This is a genomic window from Bacillus sp. HMSC036E02 (assembly GCF_001836235.1).
GTDB lineage: Bacteria > Bacillota > Bacilli > Bacillales > Bacillaceae_G > Bacillus_A > Bacillus_A cereus.
Genome location: NZ_KV827823.1, coordinates 1 through 15,235, shown reverse-complemented (window position 1 = coordinate 15,235; position 15,235 = coordinate 1). Strand labels below are relative to the sequence as shown.

Genomic DNA, 15,235 nt, shown 5'->3' with positions numbered 1-15,235 from the left:
TTTTATTTACCAATTTCGTGACGTTTACGATATACCTCATACATTAACAAACTTGCGGCTACTGAAGCATTTAAGGATGTAACTTTACCAACCATCGGTAGAGTGATTAAGAAATCACACTTTTCACCAATAATACGACTCATACCTTTTCCTTCACTACCAATTACTAATCCAATCGGCATTGTACTATCTAAATTACGGTAATCCGTTTTCCCTTTGGCATCTGTACCAGCAATCCAAAGTCCACGCTCTTTTAATTCATCAATTGTACGAGATAAGTTTGTTACGCGCGCAACAGGAATGTATTCAATCGCTCCTGTTGATGCTTTCGCAACTGATGCGGTAAGTCCCACAGCTCTTCTCTTCGGAATAATAATTCCATGAGCTCCTGTTGCATCAGCAGTACGCATAATAGAACCTAGGTTATGCGGATCTTCAATCTCATCTAAAATCAAGAAGAACGGATCTTCATTACGTTTTTCTGCCACTTTGAATAAATCTTCTAACTCTGCATACTGATATGCAGCTACTTGAGCAATTACACCTTGATGATTACCCTCAACTAATTGATCTAACTTTTTCTTTGGTGCATGTTGTAAAATAATCTTATTTTCTTTCGCTAACGCTAGTACAATTTGTACTTGTCCTTTGGCAGCACCTTCTGCGATCCAAATTTTATTAATATCTCTCCCTGATCTTAACGCTTCAATTACAGGGTTACGTCCGATAATATATTCACTAGTCATGATGATGTGCCCCCTTCCTTTTCTTCTAAAACTGCAATTGCCTTATATACAATTTCGTCTAATCTTTCACGATTATTTAATAAATGATGATAACCAATTAGTGCTTCAAAGGCTGTACTATGTCGATATGTTTGTACATCCGTATTTTTCGGAACTGTACCTGAATTTGCATTACGCCCTCTTCTTAATACCGCCTCTTCTTCCTCTGTCAAAAATGCCGTCTCTAATAAATGATAAACAACTTTCGCCTGTGCTTTTGCTGAAACAAAGCTCGTCCCTAAGCGATGTAATTGATTAGGGCGAACTTTTCCTTTTTGAAGGAGGTGATAGCGGATATATTGTTCATATACCGCATCACCCATATACGCTAACGCCAAGCTGTTTAATTGCTTTGCATCAATCATCCTTATCCTCTTTTCCATCTTGTACCTTGAGCGGTATCTTCTAAAATAATATTACGTTCTTTTAAATCGTCACGAATTTGATCAGACAATGCGAAATCGCGATTTTTACGAGCTTCAATGCGCTTTTGGATAAGCTCTTCAATTTCTTCATCCAGTAATTCTTCTTTTGATAATTCTAATCCTAAAATATCAAATAACGTTTCCAGTTGTTTTACGTATGCTTCAATCACAACTTTAGATGTATGCTCTTCAAGTAAATATTGATTTGCATGATTTGCTACGTTGTATAATTCGGTAATTGCATTTGCAGTGTTAAAGTCATCATTCATTGCCTCTTCAAATGCAGTCTGGAATTTCTCTATTTCAGCTAACCATTTCTCATTATGGTCCGTTAAATCCGTACTACTCTCCATACGATGCTTTAAGTTTCCATAAGCTGTTTTAATTCTTTCCAGTCCATTATTCGTACTTTGTAATAACTCTTCACTAAAGTTAATCGGGTGACGATAGTGTACTGATAACATAAAGAATCTAATTAACTGCGGGTCGTATTGCTTAATAATATCGTGAACTAAAATAAAGTTACCCAGCGATTTAGACATCTTCTCATTGTTAATATTAATATATCCATTATGCATCCAGTAACGTGCAAACGTTTTTCCAGTCAATGCCTCTGACTGCGCAATTTCATTTTCATGATGCGGGAACGCCAAGTCTTGCCCACCAGCATGAATGTCAATTGTATCCCCTAAGTACTTACGCGCCATTGCTGAACATTCAATATGCCATCCTGGACGTCCTTGCCCCCAAGGGCTTTCCCAGAAGATTTCTCCTTCTTTCGCAGCTTTCCATAAAGCAAAATCAAGAGGGTCTTGTTTCTTTTCCCCTACCTCAATACGAGCACCGTGACGTAAATCTGCGATTGGTTGATGTGATAATTTACCGTAACCTTCGAATTCCTTCGTCTTAAAGTACACATCACCCTCTGATTCATATGCATACCCTTTATTCACAAGTTCTTGAATAAATTCAATAATGATATCCATATTTTCTGTTACACGAGGATGAACTGTTGCGTGTTTGCAACCTAGTGCTGTTACATCTTCAAAGTACGCTTCAACAAAACGATCAGCAATCGTTGGTACATCTTCACCTAATTCATTTGCCGCTTTAATTAATTTATCATCTACGTCCGTAAAGTTAGATACATATTGCACATCGTATCCTTTGTATTCTAAATAACGACGCACTGTATCGAATACCATAGGAGGTCTTGCATTCCCAATATGAATGTAGTTATAAACTGTAGGTCCGCATACATACATCTTTACCTTATTTTCTTCTAATGGAACAAACTCTTCTTTTTGACGTGTTAACGTATTATAAATGTGAATAGTCATTTTTATCCTTCCTTTCTACCTTTAATTCCAATTGTTTCTTCAATTTATCAAGTTCTACTTCCATAGCCTTTAATTTATCAAAAATCGGATCTGGAAGGTCAGAGTGATTTAATTCTTGACCAATCTTTACTCCATTTTGAATAACGACACGGCCAGGTATACCTACAACTGTAGAATGTGCAGGAACTTCTTTTAATACGACAGACCCTGCTCCGATTTTAGAATTCTCTCCCACAGTAATAGACCCAAGAACTTTAGCACCCGTCGCAATTAATACATTATCCTGAATTGTTGGGTGCCTCTTCCCTTTTTCTTTTCCTGTACCACCTAATGTAACCCCTTGATAAATCGTTACATTATCACCAATTTCACAAGTTTCTCCAATTACAACTCCCATTCCATGATCTATAAAAAAGCGTCGACCAATAGTTGCTCCTGGATGGATCTCAATGCCAGTAAAAAAGCGGCTCACTTGTGAAACAAAACGTGCAAGAAAGAAAAAATTTCTTTTATAAAAAGCATGTGCAATTCGATGGGCCCAAACTGCATGTAATCCAGAGTAAGTTAAAATGACTTCGAAATAACCTCTTGCCGCTGGATCCTGTTCAAAAACGACTTCAATATCTTCCCGAAGCCTCTTAAACATCGGTGTTCCCTCCCCTTTATGGGCTGCTTTTTTGTCGAACGAACTAACTCCCCTAACTCATCACTTCTCCCCTAATTCTTTATATAAGGAGATAAATTCTATATTCATACCTATTTACACGGTATAAAAAAAAGGCGTCTCTGTCATATTGACAGAGACGCCTTTTAAGCGCGGTTCCACTCTGTTTAGGCTTAAAAAAGCCTCAAACTCATCCATGATAACGGTGTACACCGCTCCTGCTTACTTTGCGGCCTAAGACATCCCACGAAGCAATTCGCTGTTCAGCAGAAGACTCGAAGGGGCATTTCAAAAATCCGCTTATAAACCACTCCCAGCCTAAAGGTGGTTCTCTCTGTAAAAAGCCTGATTTTCTACTTCTCCTTCTCGTCGCTTTTCCTTATTAGGTTTTAGGTATACTTATTATATTTCTAAACCTAGAAAATGTTAACCAATTACTTTTTGAAGACGATTTAAAACTTTTTCTTTTCCAAGAAGTGCAATAGCATTCGGAAGCTCTGGACCATGCGTTTGTCCTGTAGTTGCAACACGGATTGGCATAAATAAATTTTTACCTTTATGTCCTGTTTCCTTTTGAACTGCTTTAATCGCTGCCTTAATTGCTGCTGGCTCCATTGCTTCTAGAGCTTCTATTTGACCAGCAAATGCACGAAGTACTTCAGGTACTTGTTCACCATTTAATACTTCTTGTCCTTCTTCTTCATAATCAACATGATCTTTAAAGAACATTTCAGAAAGCTCTACAATTTCAGCTCCAAAACTCATTTGTTCATGGTATAAAGCAATTACATCACGAATCCAAGCTTGGTCTTGTTCGCTTAAAGTTTCTCCCACACGTCCAGCTTTCACTAAATGCGGTAAGCTTAACTCTACAACCGTATCTAAATCTTGCTTTTTCATATACTGGTTGTTCATCCATTTTAGTTTTTGAGAATCAAATAATGCAGGTGATTTTGATAAACGAGCTGCATCGAACATTTTGATAAACTCATCTTTAGAGAAGATTTCTTCTTCTCCTACCGGAGACCAACCTAGTAGTGCAATAAAGTTAAAGATTGCTTCTGGAAGATACCCAAGCTCTTTATATTGCTCAATAAATTGAATAATAGATTCATCACGCTTACTTAACTTTTTACGACTTTCATTAACAATTAGAGTCATATGACCGAATTGTGGAATATCCCAGCCGAAAGCTTCATAAATCATCATTTGTTTCGGTGTATTTGAAATATGATCATCACCACGAAGTACATGTGTAATTTCCATTAGATGATCATCTACTGCTACTGCAAAGTTATAAGTTGGAATTCCATCTTTTTTCACAATAACAAAATCACCGAAATCATTTGAATGGAACGCAACTTCATCTTTTACAATATCTTTGAATGTGTAGTCACGATCAGCTGGTACACGGAAACGAATACTTGGAATACGTCCCTCAGCTTCAAATTCTTTCACTTGTTCTTCAGTTAATTCACGGTGGTTACCTGCGTAACGAGGTGTTTCACCGCGAGCGATTTGTCCTTCACGCTCTGCTTCTAGCTCTTCTTCTGTCATATAACATTTATAAGCTAGACCACGCTCTAATAAATCTTCATATAATTTTTTATAAATATCTAAACGCTCTGTTTGGCGATATGGTCCAAATTCACCACCAACATCAACACCTTCATCCCAGTCCATACCGAGCCATTTCAAGTATTTTAATTGGCTTTCTTCTCCACCAGCCACGTTACGTTTTACATCAGTATCTTCAATACGAATAATAAATTTGCCATCTAAATGACGAGCAAATAAATAATTAAATAATGCCGTACGCGCATTTCCGATATGTAAGTGTCCTGTTGGACTTGGCGCGTAGCGTACTCTCACTTGCTTTTCCATAATTGGTACACCTTCCATCCTTAATGTCAACACATTCTATAATTGTACACCAAAAAAATGTGATTATCCATCTTACGAATTAAAAACCATCATTTTTTCTGTAATAAAACAACCGCTTGAGAAGCAATCCCTTCTTCTCTACCTGTAAATCCTAATTTTTCTGTTGTTGTTGCCTTTACATTAATGTTATCGATAGACGTTTCTAACAGTTCACTAATGCGCTTACGCATGCTCTCAATATGTGGTGCCATTTTTGGTTGTTGAGCAATAATTGTACAATCTAAATTTCCTAACTCGTAACCTTGTTCACGCACAAATTCCCAAACTTTTTGTAACAATACAGCTGAATCTGCATCTTTAAAAGCTGGGTCTGTATCAGGAAAGTGCTTTCCGATATCTCCTGCTGCAATCGCACCTAAACATGCATCAGCAATCGTATGTAACAATACATCTGCATCTGAATGACCAATTAATCCTTTCTCGTGTGGAATTGTAATTCCACCGATAATCAACGGGCGCCCTTCCGCAAATTCATGTACATCAAAACCTTGTCCAATTCGAAACATCCTTACTTCCTCCTTAAGCTAAACTACTGAGCTTTATGACTCTATATTATATCGCTATCCTTATAAAGAAAAGCCCGGCTGTTGCCGAGCTTTTCTTTATTAACACATCATCAACATTATTTCTTCTGAACACGTAGGAAACTTTCAGCAATTAATAGATCTTCCGGAGTCGTCACTTTAATATTATAGTAACTCCCCTCTACTACACCTACTTGCTTCCCAACACGTTCTACGAGACTTGCATCATCTGTGCCAAGAAAACAACTTTGCTTTGCGCTTCTATGAGCTTCTAGCAAAAGAGAAACAGAGAATCCTTGTGGTGTTTGTACAGCGTTAAGTTGAGATCGCTCTACCGTTTCTACAACAACACCCTGCTCTACTTTCTTAACAGTATCTTTTACTGGCACTGCACAAATGGAAGCTCCATATTTTTCTGCTGCAATTAATACATCGCGAATCACTTTATTCGTTACGAACGGGCGCGCCCCGTCATGCACAAGAACATATTCGACACCACTCGCATACTGAAGTGCGTTATATACGCTATCTTGTCTTTCGGCTCCACCCTGAATAAATTGTACGTGCTTTTCAATCTGGTACTTCTGCATTAACTCTTCAAAATACGGGCGTTCTTCTTCGTTAATTGCCATAATAATACTTTTGCACGCTTTATCTTTTTCAAAAGCACGCAATGTGTGCACAATAATTGGTACTTCATCTATAAGTAAAAATAACTTATTTTTACCAGCACCCATTCGTTTTCCTTGGCCCGCTGCCGGAATAATTAATGTATACATATTAATAATCCTCTACTTATAATGCTTTTTCTAGCAATTTACGTTTTGCAAAAATCATACGACCAGCCGATGTTTGTAATACGCTAGTAACAAGTACGTCAAGTTGTGAACCCACATACTCTCTACCATCTTCTACTACAATCATCGTACCATCATCTAAGTATGCAACACCTTGATTTTGTTCTTTACCATCTTTCACAACATAAACACTTAATTCTTCACCAGGGAGTACGACTGGTTTAATCGCATTAGCTAAATCATTAATGTTTAACACCGTAACCCCTTGTAATTCAGAAACTTTGTTTAAATTGAAATCGTTTGTTACTACAGTTCCACCAGTGATTTTTGCCAACTTTACAAGCTTGCTATCTACTTCTTGGATATCATCGAAATCGCCTTCATAAATTTCTACCGGAATTGGCATCTCCTTTTGAATACGATTTAAAATGTCTAGCCCTCTGCGGCCACGATTACGCTTTAAAGCATCTGAAGAATCGGCAATATGCTGAAGCTCTTCTAATACGAATTGCGGAATGACAATTGTTCCTTCTAAAAACTTTGTTTGGCAAATATCTGCAATACGTCCGTCAATAATTACACTCGTATCGAGAATTTTCCAATGAGTCGTAGATTTTTCTGCTTCGACCTCTACCTCTTCATTCTCACTATTGTTTTTCTTCTTACCTCCGCGTTGGGGTAATGTAAATAATCCTAGCAATTCATTCCTCTTTTTAAATCCTACTTGGAATCCTAAATATCCAAGTAAAAGGGTGAAGAACACTTGCAACACCGTACTAATAACTGGAATTGTAAATTCACGAATTGGTATCAAAATTAAATATGCAACAATAAGACCAGAGATTAATCCTAATGTACCAAATAAAACATCTGCTACAGGCGCCTTTACAAGAGCCTCTTCAATATGCTTAATAAGTTGAACAATATAATCTACAAGCCAAAATGTTGTTAAAAATAAAATAATTGCACCAATAATTGCACGAACATACGATCCTTCCAACAAAGGAACCGCACCGATATCTAATACATTAATAATTTTTGGGATTAAGTAAATCCCTAACGCTCCCCCGATCACTAAAAAGAAGAGCTGTACAATCCGTTTTAACATCCAACCACCTCCTACTCATTATTAACCATTGTTTCGCTAATCAAAACGCCGAATGCAAAAGCGGACGTGTTTTTTTGTAAATAGTTTTATTTACCAATATATCATATCATATACCAAAAATGTTCTAGTGTCGTTATATTATAGAATCAATGTAATATTCTTAATTGTGTCTACTCATATAGAGATGCTCTTGAATTCTTTTTAGACCTTCTCGTATTTTCTTCGCTCTCACTTCTCCAATTCCTTCCACATCATCCAATTCATTAATAGTTGCTCGGCAAACACCTTGCAATGTTTTAAATCGATTAATTAAATTCTCGATAATAAGTGGCGGAACACGAGAAATCTTGCTTGTGATTCGGTACCCTCTAGGTGTCACACTTTCTTCTAAGCTTGTTTGTCCTGGATAGCCAAGTAATTTAACTAAATCACTATCCTCTAAAAGTTGTGTATTTGCAAGATCTTGTAACTTTTTCAAGATTTGATGATGGTCTTGTGTTTTCTCCTGGTGATAATCTTTAATTAACAATGCTGCCTCTGCCTCTAAATCAGCTAGTAATTCTGTAAGCTGTAAACGAATTAACCTACCTTCTGTTCCTAACTCATGAATATAGCTCAATATTTCATTTTTTATACGCAGCACCATTTCAACACTATGTAAAACGTGAACCACCTCGGACATTGTAACGACCTCTTCAAATTCTAGAATACCCAAATTCGTAATGCCGTCATTCCATACAGCCTTATATTTTTCTAGCGTTTGAATTGCTTGATTTGCTTTTGTTAAAATGACACCTATATCTTTTAATGTATAACGTAAGTTCCCTTGATATAGCGTAATTACATTACGTCTTTGTGAAATGGCCACAACAAGGCTGCCCGTCTGCTTTGCTACACGCTCTGCTGTTCGGTGACGCATACCTGTTTCAATAGAATCAATAGATGAATCCGGAACTAACTGTGCGTTTGCAATTAAAATTTTACTTCCAGTTTCATTTAAAATAAGTGCTCCATCCATTTTTGCTAATTCATATAAACTAGCAGGAGAGAATGCGCAATTAATATGAAAACCACCATCAACAATGCTTTTAATCTGCTCATTATACCCAAGAACAATTAGTCCCCCTGTTTGTGCACGAAGTACATTATCTATCCCTTCGCGCAGTGGTGTTCCCGGGGCCACGAGCTGTAAAATATTAATTATACTTTTGACACGTTGCTTATTTTCTTCCATAGCCTAGCCTCCTAATGTCAAACGAAGCGCTTCTCCTAAATTAGAAACACCTACAACCTCAATCCCCTCTGGAATTGTCCACCCCCCTAAATTTTTTCTAGGAATGATAGCACGTTGAAATCCTAATTTAGCTGCTTCTTGTACACGTTGTTCGATTCTTGATACTCTTCTTATTTCTCCAGTTAATCCAACTTCTCCTATTACCGCATCAGTTGGTGCCGTAGATTTATCTCTAAAACTTGAAGCTATACTTAAGGCAACAGCTAAATCAATTGCCGGTTCATCTAATTTCAAACCACCAGCTACTTTTAAATACGCATCTTGATTTTGTAATAGTAAACCTGTTCTTTTCTCTAGTACCGCCATAATAAGCGAGACACGATTATGATCAATTCCTGTCGCCATTCTTCGAGGATTTCCAAAACTAGTAGGGGAAATTAATGCCTGTATTTCTACTAAAACTGGTCTTGTTCCTTCCATTGAGGCAACTACTGTTGAACCTGCAACTCCAACTGGTCTTTCCTCAAGGAAAATTTCAGAAGGATTTAAGACTTCTGCAAGGCCAAGTTCTTTCATTTCAAAGATACCCATTTCATTCGTAGAACCAAAACGATTCTTTACAGCTCGTAAAATACGATATGTATGGTGTCGATCTCCTTCAAAGTAAAGAACTGCATCGACCATATGTTCTAGCATACGCGGTCCCGCAATTGCACCTTCTTTTGTCACATGCCCTACGATGAAAATTGGGATTCCCTTTGTTTTTGCAAGTTTCATTAATTCTGCTGTACATTCACGTACTTGCGCCACACTACCAGGAGCTGATGTCACTTCAGGTAAATGTATCGTTTGAATAGAATCAATAACAACAAAAGCAGGATTCATCTCTTCAATATGTGCTGCAATACGCTGTAAATCTGTCTCTGATACAACAAATAGATTACTACCATTTACATGTAAACGATCTGCACGAAGTTTAATCTGCTTTGCTGACTCCTCACCTGATATATACAATACATCATATGAAGCATCTGCTAATTGCGAGGAAATCTGTAATAATAACGTTGATTTTCCAATCCCAGGGTCCCCACCAATAAGTACTAAAGATCCATCTACAATTCCGCCACCTAGTACACGGTTAAACTCCTGAAATTTTGTTTCAATACGTGCCTCAGACTTTGTTTCTACTTCTGTAAGACGTCTTGGTTTTGTTACTTCTGTTTGAATTGCATTTGCATAATTTAGGCGTCTGGATGATACAACGGGTTCCATCTCTTCAACAAGCGAATTCCATTGACCACACCCTGGACATTTACCCATATATTTTGGTGATTGATAACCACACTCTTGACATGTGAATTTTGTTTTCTTTTTAGCCATATCTTTTTATATTTCACTTCGCTTTCATCTATAAACATTTGACCTTCTCGTACAAGAAAGAGGGCTATCTCGTAGCCCTCTTAGTTTGTCTATACTTATTTTACCTTTTCAGCACTATGAATGACAAATGTTTCCCCTTCTACATCAAAGATAACTTTTTGTCCTTTCTCAATAGCACCTTTTAAAAGTTCTTCCGATAGTCTATCTTCTACATGCTTCTGAATTGCTCTACGTAGTGGACGAGCACCATATTCACGATCAAACCCTTTATCAGCAATAGCTGCAATCGCCCCTTCTGTTAATTGCAATTCAATTTCTTGTTCTTTTAAGCGATTCACTAACTGATTTACCATAAGAGTCACAATTTCTTGAATATGTTTTTTCTCAAGCATATGGAATACGATAATTTCATCAATACGGTTTAAGAATTCTGGACGAAATGCCTTTTTCAGCTCATCCATTACTTTACCTTTCATATCCGAATAATCACGGCTTTCATCTTGTACGTTAAATCCAAGATGTTTGTTACGTTTTAACGCCTCAGCACCAACGTTAGACGTCATTATAACAATCGTATTACGGAAGTCAACTGTACGTCCTTTAGAATCAGTTAAACGACCATCTTCCAATACCTGTAGTAAAATATTAAATACATCAGGATGCGCCTTCTCTACTTCATCTAATAGGACAACTGAATACGGCTTACGACGAACCTTCTCTGTTAATTGTCCGCCTTCTTCATACCCAACATATCCTGGAGGAGAACCAACTAAGCGAGAAGTTGAATGTTTCTCCATATACTCAGACATATCAATGCGAATCATTGCATCCTCATCACCGAACATAGATTCTGCTAACGCTCTTGCTAATTCTGTTTTACCTACACCTGTTGGTCCTAAGAAAATAAATGAACCAATTGGACGTTTCGGATCTTTCAGTCCTGCTCTTGCACGACGAACAGCTTTCGCTACAGCCACTACCGCTTCATCCTGGCCGATGACACGATCATGAAGAATGGATTCTAAGTTTAATAATTTATCAGTCTCTGTTTGTGCAAGTTTAGAAACAGGGATACGTGTCCATGTAGAAACGACATTTGCAATATCTTCTACCGTAACCTCTGAATTTTCTTTTCCTTGTTGTTCTTTCCACTGACGCTTTGTATCTTCCAATTTCTCACGTAAGCGTTGTTCCATATCACGTAAGGAAGCAGCCTTTTCAAACTCTTGACTTTGTACAGCCGCATCTTTTTCTTTTCGAATTTCCTCAAGCTTCACTTCAAGCTCTTTTAAGTTTGGTGGTGTTGTATAAGAACGTAAGCGAACCTTTGAAGCAGCTTCATCAATTAAATCAATTGCTTTATCTGGTAAGAAACGATCCGTAATATAACGATCGGAAAGTTTCACAGCTGCATCAATTGCATCATCTGTAATAGACACACGGTGATGGGCCTCATAACGATCGCGTAAACCTTTCAAGATTTGAGTTGATTCTTCTAGACTCGGCTCATCAACATGAATTGGCTGGAAACGTCTCTCTAAAGCTGCATCCTTTTCAATATATTTACGATACTCATCTAAAGTTGTCGCACCAATACATTGTAATTCTCCGCGTGCTAAAGATGGTTTTAAAATATTTGATGCATCGATTGCACCTTCTGCTCCACCTGCACCGATTAGTGTATGAAGTTCATCAATAAATAGAATAATATTCCCTGCTTGACGTATTTCATCCATTACTTTCTTTAAACGATCTTCAAACTCACCACGATATTTCGTCCCAGCTACCACTGTTCCCATATCTAGTGTCATAACACGCTTATCTCTTAACGTTTCAGGAACTTCATTATTTACGATTTGCTGTGCTAACCCTTCAGCAATTGCTGTTTTACCTACACCAGGCTCTCCAATTAACACTGGATTGTTTTTTGTTCTACGGCTTAACACTTCAATTACACGTTGAATTTCTTTACTACGTCCAATAACAGGATCCAAACGATTCTCACGTGCAACAACTGTTAAGTCGCGCGCTAAACTGTCTAGTGTCGGTGTATTTGCATTTGTCGATGAACCACCTTGGTGACCTGAACTTGCTTCGTTACTTCCAAGAAGTTGTAACACTTGTTGTCTTGCTTTGTTGAGGCTGACGCCTAAATTATTTAAAACACGTGCCGCTACACCTTCACCTTCACGGATTAAGCCAAGTAAAATATGTTCTGTTCCAACGTAAGAATGTCCTAGCTTACGCGCTTCATCCATAGACAATTCAATAACTTTTTTAGCACGAGGTGTATAATGTACAGTTTGAGAAGCTTCTGTTCCACGTCCAATTAACGCTTCTACCTCTTTTTGCACTTTCTCCGGGCTCAATCCAAGAGCAATTAACGCTTTTGCTGCAATTCCTTCACCTTCGCGTACAAGCCCAAGTAAAATATGTTCTGTTCCAATGTTATTATGCCCAATGCGAATTGCTTCCTCTTGAGATAAAGCTAATACTTTCTGTGCTCTTTCTGTAAATCTTCCAAACATCATAGAAATCGCCTCCTACTTGCGCTTAGTTTTTTTCAATACGTAATCGCTCACGGATTAAGGTTGCTCTTCGATAATCTCTTTCTTCTGGTCCTAAAGGTCCTCCTGCGTATTGTTGTAAAATACCAGGTTGCGTAAGAACCATTAGCTCAGTCAAAATATTTCTCGATATACCTTTTATATATCCTAGATCAATACCAAGTCGTACATCCGATAAGCAAGTTGCCGCTTCTGCAGATTGAATTAAACGACTGTTTGCTAGTATACCGTAAGAACGATAAACCTTATCTTCAAGCTCAATACTCGAATTTTGTACAATTAATTCTCTGGCCAATTTTTCTTGTTGTATAATTTGCTGCATGACACTCTTTAAATCTGCAATAATATCTTCTTCGGATTTCCCTAGCGTCATTTGATTTGATACTTGAAATATATTACCTAACGCTTCGCTACCTTCACCGTATATTCCTCTTACTACTAAACCTAATTTTTGAATTACTTGTATAATACGGCTAATTCTTTTTGTTAAAACCAGCCCTGGTAAATGAATCATTACAGAAGCTCTTAATCCTGTACCAACGTTAGTAGGACAACTCGTAATATATCCAAGTGATTCATCAAAAGCATATTCAACCTCTTTCTCAATCCAATTATCTATTTGATTGGCGCTTTGAAGCGCCTTTGATAACTGTAGTCCTGGAAATAGGCACTGAATCCTAATGTGGTCTTCCTCATTAAGCATCACACTAATGTGTTCGCTTTCTGATAACAGACATGCTCCATATTCAGTCCCTGCTAGATTTGGACTAATTAAATGCTTTTCGACTAAAACTCTCCTTTGAAGAGGCGTTAATTCATTCATTTTTAATAGTCCAAACTTCCCAAAGGGCTCTACCGCTTTATTTATAAATTTCTTTTTAAATAATTCTTGAACCTTTTGAGCTTCCTCTTCGTTTTGCATAGTAGAAAATTGATATTGCTTAAAATTACGAGCCAAACGAATTCGACTACTTAAAACAATATCAGAATCAGGGCCATCCCCCTTCATCCATGGACTAATCGCTTCATTCATAATTTTGTCCAGTGACATAGAACTACTCCCCCTCTCTATGCTCACTAAGCTGAGTTTCAAGCCCTCGAATTTCATCTCTTACCTCAGCAGCTTTCTCAAACTCCTCATTCTGTACATATTGTTTCAGAATAAGTTTTAGTTCATCTAATTCTTTCTTTAAGTGGATATTTCCTTCCATTCGTTCCGGAATTTTTCCACAATGTTCTGTATGTCCACCATGAAGTCGTTTTAACAATGGGTTTAAGTGTCCTTTAAATGTATCGTAACAAGAAGCACAACCAAGGCGTCCCACCTTTGTAAAATGTTCGTATGTCATCTTACAACCTGGACATCTTATTGTATTTGTATTTGAAAACCCGTTTTTTCCTTCTCCAAACATTGTTGATTCACCGTGTAATAAACCAGCAAATACATCATGAAATGAAAAGTTAGACTGTGATGATTGAAAGAAAGACGTATAGCCACTTTGCTCTGCACATTGCTCACAAAGATGAACTTCCGCCTTCTTCTCGTTGATTACTTTTGTATAATGTAAAGTTGCTGGTCTTATATTACAGTTTTGACAAGTCATCAATATCCCCACCTTTACAACAGGAACGATCTACCTCATGATACTTTTCATACATTACTAGATTGTCCTCTTTCCTTAATCCATTTAGATAAAAGTACATGCTCTTTTTCAAAACTTCTACAATATTTAACTGCCCTATCTTAATTATCATTCTTTTACAAAAGCTGTATTTATTTATATTTCAGTGTTCTTAACATTGCGCATAATATTCGAGCCCTAAGTTCATCTCGAGAAGGAATATCCATTGATAATACAGAACGATCTAGTACACTTAACATTAGTTTTGCTTCACGGCCTGTTATGATTCCCTCTTCTAATAAACGTATAATCATACTCTCTGCATTCCCTTGTGCAACGCTATGATCAATCATATGAAGCATTTGATCAATAATGTCTATATCATCATGCAGTTTGACTTTTATAATGCGAATGTAACCTCCTCCACCACGTTTACTTTCTACTACAAATCCTCTTTCTAATGTAAAACGGGTATTGATTACATAATTGATTTGAGATGGTACGCACTCGAATCGATCCGCAATCTCATTTCTTTTGATTTCAATCACATTATTATTACTTAAGTCAATAACTTGCTTTAGATATTGCTCAATGATATCAGATATATTTCTCATTTATCCGCCACCTTTATTGACTTTGACTATCTTTGACTTTAATTATATACGTATTAATAAAATTTGCAACTCTTTTGCTTATTCACTATCCTAGCCACATTCCCCTGCATTTAATCAAAATAGTAATTATTTAAGCACATTTTTTTAATTACTATGGATTATAAAAGAAAACACGAAAAAACACGAGTCATTTGACTCGTGTTTAGTTGCTTGGCGACGTCCTACTCTCAC

The 15,235-nt window shown here is 37.2% G+C and carries 14 protein-coding genes and 1 other annotated feature; all 14 genes read right to left on the bottom strand.

The genetic code is table 11. From position 1 onward, the window contains the following. Positions 1-2 precede the first annotated feature (2 nt). Positions 3-746, bottom strand: coding sequence for a 23S rRNA (guanosine(2251)-2'-O)-methyltransferase RlmB (gene rlmB, locus HMPREF2590_RS08415; RefSeq protein WP_000200239.1), 744 nt, complete (start codon positions 744-746; stop codon positions 3-5). Further along, on the bottom strand, positions 743-1,150 hold the full coding sequence (locus HMPREF2590_RS08410; protein WP_000564261.1) for a Mini-ribonuclease 3: 408 nt from the start codon (positions 1,148-1,150) through the stop codon (positions 743-745). Before HMPREF2590_RS08410 ends, rlmB begins: the two co-directional genes overlap by 4 nt. Positions 1,151-1,152: 2 nt before the next feature. Then, positions 1,153-2,550 (bottom strand): cysteine--tRNA ligase, encoded by a 1,398-nt coding sequence (gene cysS, locus HMPREF2590_RS08405; protein ID WP_000152276.1) that lies wholly within the window; start codon positions 2,548-2,550, stop codon positions 1,153-1,155. After that, positions 2,531-3,196 carry a serine O-acetyltransferase gene (gene cysE / locus HMPREF2590_RS08400; protein WP_000476497.1) on the bottom strand — a complete coding sequence of 222 codons (666 nt, stop codon included), beginning with the start codon at positions 3,194-3,196 and terminating at the stop codon, positions 2,531-2,533. The genes cysS and cysE overlap by 20 nt, the downstream gene beginning before the upstream one ends. 150 nt (positions 3,197-3,346) lie before the next feature. Further along, positions 3,347-3,593 (bottom strand) — a binding site (T-box leader). A 47-nt stretch (positions 3,594-3,640) separates the two neighbouring features. Continuing rightward, the gene (gltX, locus tag HMPREF2590_RS08395) at positions 3,641-5,098 is read right to left on the bottom strand and encodes a glutamate--tRNA ligase (protein WP_000415143.1); all 1,458 of its coding nucleotides are present in this window, start codon (positions 5,096-5,098) and stop codon (positions 3,641-3,643) included. An 89-nt stretch (positions 5,099-5,187) separates the two neighbouring features. Next, positions 5,188-5,664, bottom strand: a complete 477-nt coding sequence (ispF, locus tag HMPREF2590_RS08390; protein ID WP_000488391.1) for a 2-C-methyl-D-erythritol 2,4-cyclodiphosphate synthase — start codon at positions 5,662-5,664, stop codon at positions 5,188-5,190. 116 nt (positions 5,665-5,780) lie between these two features. Continuing rightward, positions 5,781-6,461 carry a 2-C-methyl-D-erythritol 4-phosphate cytidylyltransferase gene (gene ispD / locus HMPREF2590_RS08385; protein WP_000288282.1) on the bottom strand — a complete coding sequence of 227 codons (681 nt, stop codon included), beginning with the start codon at positions 6,459-6,461 and terminating at the stop codon, positions 5,781-5,783. A gap of 16 nt (positions 6,462-6,477) precedes the next feature. Beyond that, positions 6,478-7,587 carry a PIN/TRAM domain-containing protein gene (locus HMPREF2590_RS08380; RefSeq protein ID WP_000919677.1) on the bottom strand — a complete coding sequence of 370 codons (1,110 nt, stop codon included), beginning with the start codon at positions 7,585-7,587 and terminating at the stop codon, positions 6,478-6,480. A 160-nt stretch (positions 7,588-7,747) separates the two neighbouring features. Then, positions 7,748-8,821, bottom strand: coding sequence for a DNA integrity scanning diadenylate cyclase DisA (gene disA / locus HMPREF2590_RS08375; protein ID WP_000392158.1), 1,074 nt, complete (start codon positions 8,819-8,821; stop codon positions 7,748-7,750). A gap of 3 nt (positions 8,822-8,824) precedes the next feature. Beyond that, a complete protein-coding gene (gene radA / locus HMPREF2590_RS08370; protein WP_001085202.1) occupies positions 8,825-10,201 on the bottom strand; it encodes a DNA repair protein RadA in 1,377 nt (458 codons plus the stop codon). 95 nt (positions 10,202-10,296) lie between these two features. Beyond that, complete coding sequence (gene clpC, locus HMPREF2590_RS08365; RefSeq protein WP_000971184.1) at positions 10,297-12,732, bottom strand: ATP-dependent protease ATP-binding subunit ClpC; 2,436 nt, start codon at positions 12,730-12,732, stop codon at positions 10,297-10,299. Positions 12,733-12,754: 22 nt separating this feature from the next. Continuing rightward, positions 12,755-13,819 (bottom strand): protein-arginine kinase McsB, encoded by a 1,065-nt coding sequence (mcsB, locus tag HMPREF2590_RS08360; protein WP_000050842.1) that lies wholly within the window; start codon positions 13,817-13,819, stop codon positions 12,755-12,757. A gap of 4 nt (positions 13,820-13,823) precedes the next feature. Next, positions 13,824-14,372, bottom strand: a complete 549-nt coding sequence (gene mcsA, locus HMPREF2590_RS08355; RefSeq protein ID WP_000128398.1) for a protein-arginine kinase activator protein McsA — start codon at positions 14,370-14,372, stop codon at positions 13,824-13,826. 170 nt (positions 14,373-14,542) lie between these two features. Next, positions 14,543-15,004 (bottom strand): transcriptional regulator CtsR, encoded by a 462-nt coding sequence (ctsR, locus tag HMPREF2590_RS08350; RefSeq protein WP_001244565.1) that lies wholly within the window; start codon positions 15,002-15,004, stop codon positions 14,543-14,545. Between the last annotated feature and the right edge of the window lie 231 nt (positions 15,005-15,235).

Bases quoted from the DNA above. Each gene is read 5' to 3' on its own strand.
- ispF (WP_000488391.1), bottom strand. From the start codon at position 5,664: ATGTTTCGAATTGGACAAGGTTTTGATGTACATGAATTTGCGGAAGGG.
- cysS (WP_000152276.1), bottom strand. From the start codon at position 2,550: ATGACTATTCACATTTATAATACGTTAACACGTCAAAAAGAAGAGTTT.
- clpC (WP_000971184.1), bottom strand. From the start codon at position 12,732: ATGATGTTTGGAAGATTTACAGAAAGAGCACAGAAAGTATTAGCTTTA.
- mcsA (WP_000128398.1), bottom strand. From the start codon at position 14,372: ATGACTTGTCAAAACTGTAATATAAGACCAGCAACTTTACATTATACA.
- mcsB (WP_000050842.1), bottom strand. From the start codon at position 13,819: ATGTCACTGGACAAAATTATGAATGAAGCGATTAGTCCATGGATGAAG.
- ctsR (WP_001244565.1), bottom strand. From the start codon at position 15,004: ATGAGAAATATATCTGATATCATTGAGCAATATCTAAAGCAAGTTATT.
- disA (WP_000392158.1), bottom strand. From the start codon at position 8,821: ATGGAAGAAAATAAGCAACGTGTCAAAAGTATAATTAATATTTTACAG.
- HMPREF2590_RS08410 (WP_000564261.1), bottom strand. From the start codon at position 1,150: ATGATTGATGCAAAGCAATTAAACAGCTTGGCGTTAGCGTATATGGGT.
- gltX (WP_000415143.1), bottom strand. From the start codon at position 5,098: ATGGAAAAGCAAGTGAGAGTACGCTACGCGCCAAGTCCAACAGGACAC.
- cysE (WP_000476497.1), bottom strand. From the start codon at position 3,196: ATGTTTAAGAGGCTTCGGGAAGATATTGAAGTCGTTTTTGAACAGGAT.
- rlmB (WP_000200239.1), bottom strand. From the start codon at position 746: ATGACTAGTGAATATATTATCGGACGTAACCCTGTAATTGAAGCGTTA.
- HMPREF2590_RS08380 (WP_000919677.1), bottom strand. From the start codon at position 7,587: ATGTTAAAACGGATTGTACAGCTCTTCTTTTTAGTGATCGGGGGAGCG.
- ispD (WP_000288282.1), bottom strand. From the start codon at position 6,461: ATGTATACATTAATTATTCCGGCAGCGGGCCAAGGAAAACGAATGGGT.
- radA (WP_001085202.1), bottom strand. From the start codon at position 10,201: ATGGCTAAAAAGAAAACAAAATTCACATGTCAAGAGTGTGGTTATCAA.